Raw genomic sequence first — 14415 nt, 5'->3', positions numbered from 1 at the left:
TCACGGCACGACCTCCTCGGCCGCGCTTTCGTCCGCCTGCGGGGGCGGCGCATTGCTGGTTCCGATCAGGCCACCCTGGCTGGGACCGCCGGCGTACCAGCGCCCCACGTTGTCCGGTGGAATGTCGAGCAGGCGCACGGCGCCTTCCATCACCTGGGCAAACGCCGGGCCGGCAACGGAACCACCGTAGTAGTGACCGCCCTTCGGGTCATTGATGACGACCACGGTGACGAGGCGTGGCGCGCTCGCGGGAACCATGCCCACGAACAAGGAGATGTAGTTACGGGCCGTGTAGCCACCCACCGCGTTTTTCTTCGAGGTGCCTGTCTTGCCCGCCACGCTGTAATTGGCGACCGAGGCGAAGCCATAGCCCGTACCGCCGGGCGCCAGCACCGTCTCCAGCATCGCGACCAGGCTGTGGGCCACTTCCGGCGTGACGATCTGGTCCGGCGGATTGTCCGCGCCCTTGATGAAGCTTGGCGCGCGCCGGGCACCGCCATTGGCAATGGCCGAATAGCCGGTGGCCAGTTGCAGCGGCGTGAGGTTCAGGTTGTAGCCATAGGCCAGACGCGACTTTTCGATCGGCTTCCAGGTGCGGCCTACCGGCAGGTATCCCGCCGCCTCGCCCGGAAATCCGCTGCCGGTACTGTTGCCGAGGCCGAACGACTTGTACATGCCGTACAGGAAGTCCGTGTCCAGGCTCATCGCGATCTTCGCCGCGCCGACGTTGGACGACTTCGTGATGACGCCGGTGGGGGTCAGCGTGCCCCAGTTGTGCGTATCGTGCACGGGGTGGCCACCGATCATCCAGGTGCCCGGCGCGGTATCGATCAACGGCGACGTGGGCGTGAACTTGCCGCTCGTCAGGGCCGCGGCCATCGTAAACGCCTTCATGGTCGAACCCGGTTCGACCACGTCGGTCACCGCGCGATTGCGCCGCTCCGACGGCGTGCTGCCACGCACCGCGTTGGGATTGAATGAGGGCAGGTTCGCCATGGCGAGTACTTCGCCGGTGTGAACGTCCATCACCACGATGGAACCCGAATCGGCCTTGTTCTTCTCGAGCGAATCCTTCAACGCGCTATAGGCGAGGTATTGGATGCGGCGATCGATCGAAAGCGTGATGTCGCGGCCCGGCTGCGGCTCGCGCACCAGTTCCACGTCCTCGACCACATGGCCCATGCGGTCGCGGATGACACGCTTCGCGCCCGGCTTGCCGGCCAGCCATTCGTCGAAGGCCAGTTCCAGGCCTTCCTGTCCGTGGTCGTCGATATTGGTGAAGCCGAGGATGTGGCTGTTCACCGCGCCGGACGGATAGTAGCGGCGGTATTCGCGCTGCAAGGCGATGCCCGGGATCTTCAGGTCGACGATCGCCTGCGCGTCTTCCGGCCGCATCTGGCGCGCGATGTACATGAATTCCTTATCGGCGCGCTGCGCGATCTTCTGCTTCAGGTCGTCGGCGTCGACGTGCAGGGCCCTCGCCAGCTCGGGAATGCGATCCTCGTTCTCGAGTACTTCCGGCGGGTTGGCCCAGATCGAGGCGACGGGCGTGGACACGGCAAGCGGCTCGCCGTTGCGATCGAAGATGGTGCCGCGCGATACCGCGATGGGCATCTCGCGCAGGAATCGCGCGTCGCCCTGGTCCTGGTAGAACTGCTTGCGCACCACCTGCAGGTCGAATGCGCGGACGACGAGGCCCGACGCCGCGATGCACAGAAGCGCGACGATCACCGTCATGCGCTTGCGCGGGCTGGGACCCTGGCCGCGGCGGCGGCTGGGCACGACGGGCTTGCCGTAGCGGGCCTTCATCGACGCACCAGCTGGATGTCCTGCGGTTTCGGCGTGAACATGCCGAGCTTGCCGCGGGCCTCGGCGTCGATGCGGGCAGGCTCGGCGTATGTCGCCTGTTCCAGCTCCAGGCGGCCGTATTCCACGCCCAGGTCGTCCTTCTGCGCCTGCAGGCGCGAAAGCTCGACGAACAATACGCGGCTCTCGTGGCGCGTCCACACCACGCCGATCGCGCTGGCGATGACCACCAGCAGCAGGATCGAGAGGCAGATGGCGCCGAAGACTTTCATGCGAGCTTCTCCGCGATGCGTAGCACCGCCGAGCGTGAGCGCGGATTCCGCGCCACCTCTGCATCGGATGGAAAGATCGCCTTGCCGACCGGCTTCAGACGCGCGGTCTTCGCTTCCGCCGGCGGCCCGCGCCGGCTGCCCTGCACGCGGCCTTCGTGGCCGCGGATGAACTGCTTGACCGCACGATCTTCCAGCGAATGGAAGCTGATCACGGCGAGACGTCCGCCCACCTTGAGCAGTTCCAGTGCGGCGTCGAGGCCGCGTTCTACCGATTCCAGTTCGGCATTCACGCGGATGCGCAGTGCCTGGAAGGTGCGGGTGGCGGGATTCTTGCCGGGCTCGCGACGGCCGACGCAGCGTGCGACGAGCTCGGCGAGTTCGCCTGTGCGGGAGACCGGCGTGGTGGCGCGGCGTTCCACGATGGCCTTGGCGATGCGCCGGCTGAAGCGCTCTTCGCCAAAGGTCCAGAGCACATCGGCGATTTCGGCCTCGTCCGCCTCCGCGAGGAACCCGGCGGCGCTGATGCCGCGCGTGGTGTCCATGCGCATGTCCAGCGGCGCGTCGGCCATGAAGCTGAAACCACGGCTGCCATCGTCCAGTTGCGGCGACGACACGCCCAGGTCGAGCAGCACGCCGTCGAGGCCACCTTCCAGCGCCGGCCACTCGCCCATGGTGGCGAAGTTGTCGTGGCGCAGAGAAACGCGGGGGTCGGTGGCGAGGCCGGTTTCGGCGACGGCAATGGCGGCCGGATCGCGATCCATGAGGAACAGGCGGCCGTCTGCCGAGAGACGGGCAAGGATCGCCCGCGCATGCCCGCCGCGGCCGAAAGTCCCATCCAGGTAGCGCCCGTTCTCGCGCAAGGCGAGGCCCTCCAACACTTCGTCGAGCATCACAGGGATGTGCACATCGCGCCCCGCCATCGCCACATCCCGCTCCCGTTCCACCAAAAACCCTCGAATTAGTTCGTCGTCACAACCGCAGGTCCGCCATGTCGTCGCTGATCTCGTCCTCGCCGATCGTCTGGCGGATCTTCGCGAGGTGGGCCTGTTCGCTCCAAAGCTCGAACTTGTTGCCCATGCCCAGCAGGACGGCCTTCTTCTCTATCCCGGCGGCCGCGCGCTGGCTGGATGGCAAGAGGATGCGGGCGGCTCCGTCGGGTTCGACGATCGCCGCGGCACCCACCAGCTTCATCTGCAATGCGCGGTGGACGGCCTTCACGCTGGGGAGCGCGTTGACCTGGTCGCGTACCTGCTCCCACTCCGCATGCGGAAAAATCCAGAGGCAGCCGGTCTCGAAGGGGTTGTAGGTGACGACCAGACGGTTCTTGCAGGCGTCGGCCACCTCATCCCGATATGAAGTCGGAATCGTCAGACGACCTTTGTCGTCGACCGTGATAGCTGTCTCGCCTTGAAACATATTTGCTGGCCGCCCCACCAAATCCCACGATTTCTCACTGGGACCCACGATAGTCTCGCCCCTTGAGACTGTCAAGGAAATTTTTCTTGTGAATCAAGGAGAAAGGTGAGGTTGATGCCCATTTCCAGCCGTTTCTGAGGAACTGGTGGAAGGTGCTTGAATCGTCGGGTTTTTTTGCGATGGGCGTCGCGTTTTACCGCAGGCGCCTGGCGGTGAAATCGCATCCAGGGATGAACATGTATTCATCCGCAGATCCCACAAATGACACGGCGCCGCCGGAAACCGGCGGCGCCGTGATGCCTGGAAGAAAAGGAGTCGGCCTGTAAGCCGGGTTCTGTGCGTCTTGCGACGTGACAGTCATTCTTCTCGGCCTGGCGTCGCCGCCAGGCTCTAGCAACCTACCCGGGAACGACGCGGGCCGCGTCATGGTTCCCTTATTTGGTCTTGCTCCGGGTGGGGTTTACCGTGCCGTGCGACGTTAGCCCCGCACGCGGTGCGCTCTTACCGCACCCTTTCACCCTTACCTGTTCCCCTTTCGGGGCCATCGGCGGTCTGCTCTCTGTTGCACTGGCCGTCAGCTCACGCTGCCCAGGCGTTACCTGGCACCCTGCCCTGTGGAGCCCGGACTTTCCTCGATGCGCACAAGGCGCAACGCGACTGTCCGGCCGACTCCGTCGCGAAGTGTACAGGGTAGGAGCGCGCAGGGCGCGCTCCTACCCTGGGTAGAATGGCCTGTTCATCCTTTCGGTCCATTCCATGTCCCAGACCCGCCCCGGCATCCTCCATGTCGTCGCCACGCCGATCGGCCACCGCGACGACATCGGCGCGCGAGCCATCGAGACGCTGCGGCGGGTCAAGGTGATCGCGGCCGAGGACACACGGCATACGCGGCCGCTGCTCCAGCACCTCGGCATCGATACGCCGCTGGTCGCCCTGCACGACCACAACGAACGCACGGCGGTGGACGGGCTCGTCGAACGCCTGCGCGGCGGTGACGACATCGCGCTGGTTTCCGACGCCGGGACGCCATTGATCAGCGACCCGGGCTTCCGCCTGGTCCGCGCCGCCCGCGCGGCCGGCCTCAGGGTAAGCCCCGTCCCCGGCCCCAGCGCGGTCGTCGCGGCCCTGTCCGTGGCCGGCTTGCCCAGCGACCGCTTCGTCTTCGAAGGCTTCCTGTCCGCGAAGGCGGGCGCGCGCCGCTCTCGCCTCGCCGAACTGGCCGGGGAAGCACGCACCCTCATCTTCTACGAATCCTCGCATCGCATCCTCGAGTCGCTCGAGGACATGCGCGACGCTTTCGGCGCGGATCGCGAGGCCGTGGTGGCGCGCGAGCTCACCAAGATGTTCGAGACGGTGCTCGACGGCGCGCTCGATGATCTGGTTCGCCAGGTCGCGTCCGATTCGAACCAGCAGAAGGGTGAATTCGTCGTCATGGTCGCCGGGCGCGAGTCCGGCGAAGACGAGCGGCTCGCCGAAGGCCTGCGTGTTTTTGCGATCCTCAAGGGCGAACTGCCGCCGGCCAAGGCGGCTAAGCTCGCCGCAGCGATCACCGGCGCGCCGCGCAAGTTGCTCTACGGGGCATGACACGCGGCGCCTCACGCCGGCCCTGCGAAGCGATGGGCTATGATCCGGACGTTTCGGCGCCGGACGGCGCCCGTGCAGCCAAGGAACATCTTTCGATGCGATCGATCCGTGCGACCACCCTCGGCCTCCTGCTTTCCGCCAGCCTTGCCGGTTGCGTGACCCAGGGCGGCGTGCAGCATGGCGCGCCTCCCTCGGGCGCGGCCACGCAGGCGGCGCAGGCGCTGTACACCAAAGGCCAGTTCGACCAGGCTGCCCTGGCTTACCTCGCCCTTGCCGACCAGGACGGCAGCCATCGAGACTATTACAGGCTGCTTGCGGCAGAGGCGTATCGCCAGGAGGGCGCGCTCGATCGCGCCGCGCCCGTCGTCACGGATATCCGACGCTCTCGGCTGGAGGGCGAGGACGCGCTGCGTTTCGATGCGCTCCGCGCCGAGATCGCCCTGAAGAACAATGACGCGAAAACGGCGCTGTCGCTCACCGGCAAGCCGTCCAGCCGCGTGTCGCCGCAGATCGACCAGCGCCTCGCCGAACTTCGGGCGCGTGCGCAGGCCGCCGCCGGCGATCCCTGGAGCGCGGCGCAAACCCGCATCGAACTCGACGGCCAGTTGCACGGTATCGACCGCGAACAGAACCGCAGGGAAATCCTCGCCCTGCTCACCGGCCTCGGTGCGCAGCCGCTCGCCGATCGCGGCAGTGCCCTGCCCGCCAACGATCCCATGAAACCCTGGGTGGTCGAGGCGCAGGCCCAACTCGGCAGCATCACGCGCTCACCCGCCGTGCTCGACCAGGCGGTAGGCACCGTGACGGGAGACAAGAACGTCCGCGAGGGCTACAAGGTGCCGGCCAGGGTCGCCCTGCTGCTCCCGCTTTCCGGTCCGCTTGCCGGTGCCGGCGCGGCGATCCGCGACGGCTTCTTCGCCAACTACCTCGAGGCCGCGCACAACGGCGCGCCTCGACCCGAGATCGCGGTGTACGACTCAGGCAATGACGCCCAGCACGTCGTCGCCGCGTACGATAAGGCGGTGGCCGAGGGCGCCCGCTTCATCGTCGGCCCGCTGAATCGCGACGGCGTCTCCGCCATCTTCGCCAAAGGTGCACTGCCCGCGCCGATGCTCACGTTGAACTACCCGAACGACAACAGGAACCTTCCGCCCGCGGGCGCCAACGAATTCGGCCTGCTGCCTGAAACCGAGGGCGCACAGGTGGCCGACCACATGGCCGACCGAGGCCTGCTCAGCGCCACTGTCATCGTTTCCACCGACGACTTCGCCCGTCGCGCCGGCAACGCCTTCAAGGCCGAGTGGCAGGCGCGAGGCGGTACGCTCACAGGCCAGGTCACGCTCGACTCGGGCAGCATCGACTTCGCCTCGCAGCTCTCCGGGCCGGTAGACCAGGATCCCACCAGCAGCGGCGTCTTCATCAGCATGAAGCCCCAGCAGGCCCGCCTGCTCCTTCCGCAGCTGCGCCTTGCGAAGAACACGCTGCCCGTGTTCGCCACCTCCCATGTGTACGCGGGTGGCGACGATCCCACGGCCGATCGCGACCTCGAGGGCGTGGAGTTCTGCGACGCGCCGTGGCTGTTCGATGCGCAACCCGGACTGCCGCACCGTGCCTCGCTCAGCGACGCGCTGCCGGCGACCAAGGGCGTGGCCGCACGATTGTTCGCGTTCGGCATGGACGCCTGGGGGCTGGTCCCGTACATCGACTGGATGCGCGGCCATCCGGGCAGCTACCTGCCTGGCGCCACCGGCCAGCTGGTCGCGGACGAATTCGGCCGCGTGCGCCGCGTACTCATCTGGGCGCGTTTCGCCGACGGCGTGGCGCGTCCCGTCGCGGGTAGCCTCGAACTCGAAGCGCCCGCCACGGCTCCCGACGTCGAAAGCGGCGGAGGCTGATTCCCCGGGGCGCGAACATGGAGAGTTCGCTTGGCCCCACCCACGAAGAAAACCACCCCGCTCCGTGCCACGGGCAACCGCTTCGAAGACGCGGCACGCGAGTTCCTCGAGGCACGGGGCCTGCGTCTCGTGCGCGCGAACTTCCTCTGCCGGCACGGCGAGATCGACCTGGTGATGCGCGACGGCGACACCCTCGTCTTCGTCGAGGTACGTTATCGCCGCAACGCCGCGTTCGGCGGGGCGCTGGGTTCGGTGACGATGGCCAAGCGGCGCAAGCTGATCAGCGCCGCGCACATCTGGATGGCCTGGCATCCGAACGACGCGCGGCGCCCCAGCCGCTTCGACGTGCTGGCGTTCGAGGGTGACGACGTGGAGTGGGTGCGTGCAGCTTTCGATGCCTGACTCGCCTGTAGGAGCGCGTCCTGCGCGTTTATGCCCGCGTCGGGTACGACATGTTTTGGAGCCATGACCCGGAGCTGGCGCGCGAAACCAGGCACTGGGGCGAGGAGATGTCGCGCGCAGGGCGCGCTCCTACATGAAGATTAAGCGGCGCGGGGAGATGTGACGAGGAAATCCTCGCGGCGCATCTTGGCCAGTTCCGCCACCGTGTCGACCGTGACATCCGGCGGCGTTTCTTCGAGTTCCTTGCCGGCGGCCGCCGCGTAGTGGCCCTGTTTTACGAAGACCGTCGTCACCTTGTCGCCCAGCAGCTTCTTCATCGCGACGAGGATGCGCGGCTTGTCGTCCACCATCACGTAATGGTCCGCGGGATACCGCGCGCGCATGTCGTCGAGCATCTCTTCCTTGTGCACGTAGATCAGCACGTCCGTCTCGAAGATGTCCCACAGTCCGGCACGGCGGATCTTGCGCGGCTGGAACACCGTGTCGCCGTCGGACATGATGACGGGCCGCCCCATCGTGCGCAGGTGCGCGATGGTTTCCGGCACGCCAGGAAAACGGCGTTCGTCGAACGGGTAGTCGAGCAGGAAGAACGACAGCCGGGCATAAGCGGGATCGCCCCCTTTCCCGCGCAACTTCTGCAAGGCGCCGAGGTAATCGGCGTAACCCACTTCGGCGCGGATCTGCTTGTCGATGGCGGCGTAGCGCGCCGGCCCCTCAGAGCCCAGTTCGCGTTCGAGACGCGCCGCCAGGTCGGTGCTGAAACGGTCGTTATCGACGAGCGTGTTGTCGACGTCGAAGAGGAAGACGATGGGTTCGTGGGTGGGCACGGAAGATCCTTGAACGAGACGTCTGAGAGTCGGATGGGGGGGCAGTGTGAAGTGTAGGGGACAATATCTCTTGGCCCACCCTACCTTGGCGTTGGCCCACCCTACCTCGGCGTTGGCCCACCCTACCTCGGCGTAGGAGCGCGCCTTGCGCGCGACAGCTTCTCGCGAGGAGCCGCAGGGCTGGTTGCTCACGGCCTCAAAGGCTGTCGCGCGCAAGGCGCGCTCCTACAGGGCTGGTTGCTTCCTACAGGGCTGGTTGCTCACGGCCTCAAAGGCTGTCGCGCGCAAGGCGCGCTCCTACAACATCGTGAGGGGTCAGGCGCGTTTCGGCGGGACAAGCGACAGGCGCTTGCCGCCGGTGGCTTTCGGTGCGAGCAGGCGTTCGATCTCGTCGGGCGGGAGCGGACGGGAATAGAGGAAGCCCTGGCCTTCCTGACAGCCTGCGCGGAGCAGGAACTCGTGCTGGGCTTCGGTCTCGATGCCTTCGGCGATCGTGTGCAGGTCGAGGCTGCGGGCGATGGCCACCATCGCCTCGGTGATCGCCACGTCGTTCGCGTTGGCCGGCAGGCCGGTGACGAAGGAACGGTCGATCTTCAGATACGCCACCGCGGGCAACTTCAGGTACGCCAGCGACGAATACCCCGTGCCGAAATCGTCGATGGCCACGGCCACGCCGAGGTTATGCAGCGCCTGCATGGCGCGTTGGGTGTCCTCGCCCAGGCGAAGGATCGCACTCTCGGTCAGCTCGACGAGCAGTCGCTTCGGCTCCACGCCGGTCGTGCGCAGCGCCTGGCTGACACCGTGCAGGAAATCCGGATGGCCGAACGTCCCTGCCGAAACGTTCACCGCCAGGCGCAGCGCCGGTAGCCGCGCCTCGTCCCAGGCCATGAGTTGGCGGGAGGCGTTCTCGAGCACCCACTGGTCGATCTGGCGAATGAGGCCAAGGCTTTCCGCGATCGGAATGAACTCGTCCGGCGCGATCTGTCCGCGCTCGGGATGGCGCCAGCGGATCAGCGCCTCGACGGCGACGATGCGGCCGCTCTTCATCTCCACGCTAGGCTGGTAGACGAGTTGGAACTCGTTGCGCGTCAGTGCCTGTCGCAGTTCCGAGGCGAGCTTCAGCCGGCGCCGCGCGTCCGCATGCATCTTCGGCGTGTAGAAGCGCAGCGCGTTGCGTTCCTCTGTCTTGGCCACGTACATCGCGGCATCCGCGTTGGCGATCAGCGTCACCGCATCGTTGCCGTCCAGGGGATATCCGGCGATGCCGATGCTGGCGCTGACATAGAGCTCGTAGTCGCCGAGGTCGAACGGCCGGGCCAGCGCGGCCAGCATCGCTTCGGCCACCAGCAGCGCCTCTTCGCGCGAGCGCAGGTCGGCGAGCAGCACGGTGAACTCGTCGCCGCCGATGCGGCCCGCGACGTCATGCGGTGCGAGTTGCGCGCGGATGCGCTCGGCAACGCGCATGAGCAAGGCGTCGCCGATCGCATGACTGTAGCTGTCGTTCACCACCTTGAACGCGTCCAGGTCGACGAATAGCACGGCCACCGCGCCGCGCTCGTGCGCCGCCCGCGTGATGGCTTCGGCGCAACGCCGCTCGAACTCGGAGCGGGTGACCAGCCCCGTCAGCGGATCATGCGTGGCCAGGTGCTGCAGGCGCTGGCGGTCGGCCTTGCGCGCCGTGATGTCGGAGACCACGGCCACGTAATGCTGCGGACGGCCGTCGCGATCGCGGATGGTGCTGATGCTCATCAACTCGGGATAGGTAGTACCGTCGGCGCGGCGGCTCTCCACTTCGCCGAGCCAGTTGTCGCCGGCCGCGATGTCGTCCCAGAGTGTCTGCGGCAGCGGCCGTCCGTCCGGAAGGGTGCGTGTGGCGTCGAAGCGGGTGCGGCGCAGCGCCTGCGCGGGAAAGCCGGTGAGCTTGGCGTGCGCGGCGTTGGCCGTGGTCACGCGGCGATCGGCGTCGGCGATGATCACGCCCTCGGCAATGCTGGCCAGGGCCTCGGCGGCGATCTTGCGTTCCTGTTCCATCGCCACGCGGTCGGAGACATCGCGCACGATCGCCTGCGATACCTGACGCGCGCCCCACGCGACAAGGCTGCTCTGTGTCTCTACCGGGCGGGTGCCGCCCTCTGCATCGCGGAGGACTCCCTCGCCGGATTCCGGGGAGCCTTCCACGAACAGGCTGGCCAACTCCACGCCGGTCAGGTCGGCGCGCGAGCAGGCCAGCCAGGTGGCGGCGCGGTCGTTGGCGTCGAGGATACGTCCGCTTTCGCGATCCACCATGAAGATCGCGTCGGCCGCGCTGTCGAACAGCAGGCTGTAGCGCTCCTCGGTACCGCGTATGCCGGCGAGGATGCGCTGGGCCAGGCGCAGCCAGAGCATCGAGGCCAACGCGGCCACGCCAAGCACCGTGAAGAAAAGAACCCGGCCCAGCCATGAGGCGCCGTTGGCGATATTCAGCGAGAAGGCCTTGGCCCGCGGCTCCATATAGTCGTTCAGGGCCGCGATGCGATCACGCTCCGCGGCGGCCGCGTCGGCCTGCAGGGAGCCCGCCCCGTAACCTTTTTCGAGGCGATCGGCGATGCCCGCCAGTTCCACGAGACTGGTGTCGACGGAACGCCACTCGGTCACGGCTTCGCGCACGTAGGGCATGCCGGAGAAGTACTGGAAGATGAAGACCATGCCAGGAATGGCTTCCCGGATCACCCCACCCCGGGCGAAGGCTTCCTCGACCTTGGCATGGGAAAAGTCGCCGCCGGCGATGGCGTCGCGCGCCTCGCGGTCGGCCACGAGCACCGTGTAATTGCGCCGGAAGCCGGCGAGGTCGGCGGGCCGGCCATGGGCGGCGTACTCGTCCAGGTCGATCACCGCCTGCTTCTGCGCCTTGGACCAGAGACTCTCGCCGTTGAGGAAACCGGCGAGGGTCACCTGGGTCTGCAACGCAACCCACGTCAGGGTAAGGACCAGCCCCACGACCGCCACGAGCGCATAGGCCAGGGGCCTCAGGCGGCGCGACAGGAGTTGTTGGTGGCTGGCCTCGAGGCGCATCGGATCCTCTTGTTCCCGAACCTGACGGATAGTGCGCTACTTAGCGCCCAACTTGCGAGTCACGCGGCCGCCTCGTTCCACTTGCGGATCGAGCCCACGGCATCCATGCAACGATCCAGCGTGATGCTCATGCTCACATAGCTGCGCCGTACACATTCCCTGATGTGATCGATCTGGTCCATCGGCGGGTTGCCGCCCAGCAGCGTGCACACGATTTCCAGCGCCTCCCATGGATGGGTATCGTCATAGGCGGCATGCAACTGAAGCCAGCGAAGCCCGGCTTTTCGGCCGGAAATCGGCAGGCTTTCGGCATAGGTCGTGCTTTCGTACACAAGCTGCGACCAGTCCCCGGTCGCGCCCTCCACCGCGTAGTTGGTCGCGGCGATGCCCGCGGCCAGCGAATCGTTGCGGCTTACCTCCTCGCACCAGTCGGCCAGTGCCTGGGTGCCCCTGGGCGGCTCGGCCCCCAACACCTCTTCCCGCGACACGCCTGCGCTTTCGGCCCAGTTGAGCCAGTATTCGGCGTGGTTCTGCTCCACCCGGATGTTCCGGACCAGCCAGCGCCGGGCAAGATCGTCTCCCTGACTGCGGCCGTAGCGGGTCTTCAGCAGGCTATGCGACATGTAGCCGGGAAAGCGCTCGATCACGGGCCAGACCCCGACCATGAAGTTGCGGGTGGCCTGACGGTCCAGCGTGGCGGCGCACATCGCCGTCCACATTTCATGGCTGACGATACCGCGCCGGGTATCCTCGCAGGACGCGACCATGTCCTGTGCCCAGTTCGGATAGCTGGCGATATCGGTCTGCGGACCGGTCAGTTCGAAACGTGCGTTCATATAGATCTCCCTAAAGATCTGCCAAGGATGGTCGGGCGAGCCCGGGCGACCCACGGCCCGCCCCGATATCGGTCCCCTTGCGGGACCGGTGGCCATTAGCTCATATCGCCTGTGCAGCTTTGTCGGAGCCCTGGATGGCCTTGCGCCTAGTCCATCGGTCATGGACACAAGTCCAGCGGCGGCGACTATCGTGGGCGTACCAATCAACAAGGGTTCCTTCCATGGCCACCATGCACCGGCTCCTCGCCGTCTCGATCGCTTGCGGCCTCGCATCCACGAGTGCGCTCGCCGCCCAGTCCTCCGGCATCGACTTGAAGGGCATCGACCACGCGGTCCAGCCGGGCGACGACTTCGACGGCTACGCCAGCGGCGCCTGGAAGAAAACCGCCCAGATCCCCGCCGACAGGGCAAGCACCGGGGTGTTCCTGGCGGTGTTCCAGAAGGCGGAGAAGCGCAACGCCGACCTCATCAAGGCGGCGGGCGAAGGCAACCCGGCCGCTGGCAGCAACGAGCGCCTGATCGCCGACTACTACAAGGCGTACATGGACGAGGCCGCCATCGAGACGGCCGGGCTGAAGCCGCTCGAGCCGGCCCTGGCGAAAATCGATGCCATCAAGGACAAGGCCCAGCTTTCCACCGCACTGGGTGCCCAGCTGCGCGCCGACGTGGACCCGATCAACGCGACCCACCTCGACACCGGGCACCTGCTCGGCCTGTTCGTCACGCAGGGCCTGGAGGATCCGTCGAAGAACGTTCCGTACCTGCTGCAGGGCGGCCTGGGCATGCCCAACCGCGACTACTACCTGAAGAACGACAAGGACATGGTCGAGGCACGCATGAAGTACGCCGCCTACGTCCAGGCCATCCTGGCCCAGGCCGGCACCCCGGATGCGGCGGCCAAGGCGAAGGCCATCGTGGCCCTGGAAACGAAACTGGCCCAGGCGCAGTTGTCGATCGTGGACAGCGAGGACATCCACAAGGCGAACAATCCCTGGCCACGTGCCAGCTTCGCCACGAAGGCGCCGGGCATCGACTGGACCGCGTACTTCAAGGCCGCAGGCCTCGACGACCAGCCCACCTTCATCGTCTGGCAGCCCACCACGGTCACGACCTTCGCCGCCCTCGTCGCCAGCGAGCCGCTGGACACCTGGAAGGCCTGGCTGCGCTTCCACACCATCAACGAGAACGCCGCGGGCCTGCTGCCCAAGACCTACGACGACCTGGCCTTCGGCTTCTACGGCAAGACCCTTACCGGCACGCCGAAGCAGCGCGACCGCTGGAAACGCGGCGTGGCGCGGGTGAACGTCGACCTGGGCGACGCCGTCGGTCAGATCTATATCAAGAAATACTTCCCGGCTTCGTCACGTGCGGAAGTGCAGGACATGGTGAAGAACATCCTGAAGGCGTTCGACGCGCGCGTGGACACGCTCGACTGGATGTCCGCGGCGACGAAGCAGAAGGCGAAGGCGAAGATCGCCACGATCAAGGTCGGCGTCGGTTATCCGGATACCTGGCGCGATTACTCGACGCTGGAGGTCCGCCCAGACGACGCGCTCGGCAATCACGAGCGTGCCGAACTTGCCGAATATCGGCATCAGGTCGCCAAGCTGGGCAAGCCGGTGAACCGCGACGAGTGGTGGATGACCCCCCAGACGGTGAACGCGGTGAACCTGCCGCTGCAGAACGCCCTGAACTTCCCGGCGGCCATCCTCGAGGCGCCGTTCTTCGACCCGAAGGCGGACCCCGCAGCGAACTACGGTTCGATCGGCGCGGTCATCGGCCATGAGATCAGCCACAGCTTCGACAACACCGGTGCCGAGTTCGACGCGCAGGGCCGCCTTGCCAACTGGTGGACGCCTGCCGACGAAAAGCACTTCAAGGAAGCCGGCCAGCGCCTTGCCCGGCAGTTCGACCAGTACGAACCGCTGCCTGGCCTGCACATCAACGGGCAGCAGACCCTGGGCGAGAACATCGCGGACGTGTCCGGCCTGGCCATCGCCTATGCCGCCTATAAAGAAAGCCTGGGCGGCAAGCCGGCCCCGGTGATCGACGGCCTGACCGGCGACCAGCGCTTCTTCCTCGCCTTCGGCCAAGCCTGGCGCGACAAGCGCCGCGACGAGGCGCTGCGTCAGCAGATGGTCTCCGACCCCCACTCGCCCGAACAATTCCGGGTCAACGGGCCGGTGCGCAACATGGACGCCTGGTACGGGGCGTTCGACGTCCAGCCGGGCCAGAAGCTCTATCTGAAGCCGCAGGACCGGGCCCGGATCTGGTAGGGCGCGGGCCGCTTCCCACCGCTGATCCGCCCTTTGTTGGGGCGCACGCG

General features: G+C 66.7%; 11 protein-coding genes and 1 other RNA gene. 4 read left to right on the top strand and 8 right to left on the bottom strand.

From position 1 onward, the window contains the following. The 5 genes from VGM71_RS11290 to rnpB all read right to left on the bottom strand — a co-directional run bounded on the left by VGM71_RS11290 (position 1) and on the right by rnpB (position 4167). Positions 1-1809: a penicillin-binding protein 2 gene (locus VGM71_RS11290; RefSeq protein ID WP_331545117.1), complete on the bottom strand. Its 1809-nt coding sequence runs from the start codon at positions 1807-1809 to the stop codon at positions 1-3. Beyond that, complete coding sequence (ftsL, locus tag VGM71_RS11285; RefSeq protein WP_331545115.1) at positions 1806-2078, bottom strand: cell division protein FtsL; 273 nt, start codon at positions 2076-2078, stop codon at positions 1806-1808. The genes VGM71_RS11290 and ftsL overlap by 4 nt, the downstream gene beginning before the upstream one ends. Next, complete coding sequence (gene rsmH / locus VGM71_RS11280) at positions 2075-2998, bottom strand: 16S rRNA (cytosine(1402)-N(4))-methyltransferase RsmH (protein WP_331545113.1); 924 nt, start codon at positions 2996-2998, stop codon at positions 2075-2077. Before rsmH ends, ftsL begins: the two co-directional genes overlap by 4 nt. Positions 2999-3047: 49 nt before the next feature. Further along, a complete protein-coding gene (mraZ, locus tag VGM71_RS11275) occupies positions 3048-3494 on the bottom strand; it encodes a division/cell wall cluster transcriptional repressor MraZ (protein WP_331545139.1) in 447 nt (148 codons plus the stop codon). Positions 3495-3801: 307 nt separating this feature from the next. Next, an RNA gene (gene rnpB / locus VGM71_RS11270) (RNase P RNA component class A) lies at positions 3802-4167 on the bottom strand. An 83-nt stretch (positions 4168-4250) separates the two neighbouring features. On the opposite strand from rnpB, the gene rsmI reads away from it, so the two are divergent. The 3 genes from rsmI to VGM71_RS11255 all read left to right on the top strand — a co-directional run bounded on the left by rsmI (position 4251) and on the right by VGM71_RS11255 (position 7375). Then, the gene (gene rsmI, locus VGM71_RS11265) at positions 4251-5078 is read left to right on the top strand and encodes a 16S rRNA (cytidine(1402)-2'-O)-methyltransferase (RefSeq protein WP_331545111.1); all 828 of its coding nucleotides are present in this window, start codon (positions 4251-4253) and stop codon (positions 5076-5078) included. Between the two features lie 95 nt (positions 5079-5173). Then, positions 5174-6973: a penicillin-binding protein activator gene (locus VGM71_RS11260; RefSeq protein WP_331545109.1), complete on the top strand. Its 1800-nt coding sequence runs from the start codon at positions 5174-5176 to the stop codon at positions 6971-6973. A 30-nt stretch (positions 6974-7003) separates the two neighbouring features. After that, positions 7004-7375 (top strand): YraN family protein, encoded by a 372-nt coding sequence (locus VGM71_RS11255; RefSeq protein ID WP_331545107.1) that lies wholly within the window; start codon positions 7004-7006, stop codon positions 7373-7375. A 140-nt stretch (positions 7376-7515) separates the two neighbouring features. Here the strand turns inward: VGM71_RS11255 and VGM71_RS11250 are convergent, their stop codons facing one another. The 3 genes from VGM71_RS11250 to VGM71_RS11240 all read right to left on the bottom strand — a co-directional run bounded on the left by VGM71_RS11250 (position 7516) and on the right by VGM71_RS11240 (position 12089). Next, positions 7516-8202, bottom strand: coding sequence for an HAD family hydrolase (locus VGM71_RS11250; RefSeq protein WP_331545105.1), 687 nt, complete (start codon positions 8200-8202; stop codon positions 7516-7518). 315 nt (positions 8203-8517) lie between these two features. Then, positions 8518-11253: a putative bifunctional diguanylate cyclase/phosphodiesterase gene (locus VGM71_RS11245; RefSeq protein WP_331545103.1), complete on the bottom strand. Its 2736-nt coding sequence runs from the start codon at positions 11251-11253 to the stop codon at positions 8518-8520. Between the two features lie 59 nt (positions 11254-11312). Next, positions 11313-12089 (bottom strand): TenA family transcriptional regulator, encoded by a 777-nt coding sequence (locus tag VGM71_RS11240; RefSeq protein ID WP_331545101.1) that lies wholly within the window; start codon positions 12087-12089, stop codon positions 11313-11315. A gap of 221 nt (positions 12090-12310) precedes the next feature. Here VGM71_RS11240 and VGM71_RS11235 point away from each other — a divergent pair, with 221 nt between their 5' ends. Continuing rightward, positions 12311-14365: a M13 family metallopeptidase gene (locus VGM71_RS11235; protein ID WP_331545099.1), complete on the top strand. Its 2055-nt coding sequence runs from the start codon at positions 12311-12313 to the stop codon at positions 14363-14365. The last annotated feature ends 50 nt before the right edge of the window (positions 14366-14415 follow it).

This window comes from Luteibacter sp. (assembly GCF_036499525.1).
In the GTDB taxonomy this organism is placed as follows: domain Bacteria; phylum Pseudomonadota; class Gammaproteobacteria; order Xanthomonadales; family Rhodanobacteraceae; genus Luteibacter.
The sequence above is the reverse complement of the archived record's forward strand: the minus strand, read 5'-3'. Positions and strand labels throughout refer to the sequence as shown.